The organism is Myroides injenensis M09-0166, assembly GCF_000246945.1.
GTDB lineage: Bacteria > Bacteroidota > Bacteroidia > Flavobacteriales > Flavobacteriaceae > Flavobacterium > Flavobacterium injenense.
Map to the genome: position 1 here is coordinate 1 of NZ_BAEX01000184.1, position 468 is coordinate 468.

General features: G+C 40.6%; 1 tRNA gene and 1 rRNA gene. Both read left to right on the forward strand.

The annotated features are described in order from the left end of the window. Positions 1–85: 85 nt before the first annotated feature. A tRNA-Ala gene (locus RH98_RS15065) sits at positions 86–159 on the forward strand. Between the two features lie 119 nt (positions 160–278). Further along, a 23S ribosomal RNA gene (locus RH98_RS15900) occupies positions 279–468 on the forward strand; the annotation flags it as partial.

Below are 468 nucleotides of genomic sequence, written 5' to 3' on the forward strand. Positions count from 1 at the left end.
CATACTTGTTTATAAAAAGGAAATACTAGAGGTTGCGTTATCCCCAACCGATTAAGGATAGAGATAACACTATTATCTGTACTATGGGGGATTAGCTCAGCTGGCTAGAGCGCCTGCCTTGCACGCAGGAGGTCATCGGTTCGACTCCGATATTCTCCACAAGGATATAACAATCCAAAGGTTCATTGACATATTGAAACAACTTAACTAACAAAAGTTAGAAAGAAAAAATATATTAAAAAATATAGAAAGTACGAATCGTAACAGATTTGTAAGCACATAAGCAAAATAAGAGCGTATGGGGAATGCCTAGGCTCTCAGAGGCGAAGAAGGACGTGATAAGCTGCGAAAAGCTACGGGGATCGGCACACACGAATTGATCCGTAGATATCCGAATGGGGCAACCCACTATGTTGAAGACATAGTATCCTTTATAGGAGGCAAACCTGCTGAACTGAAACATCTAAA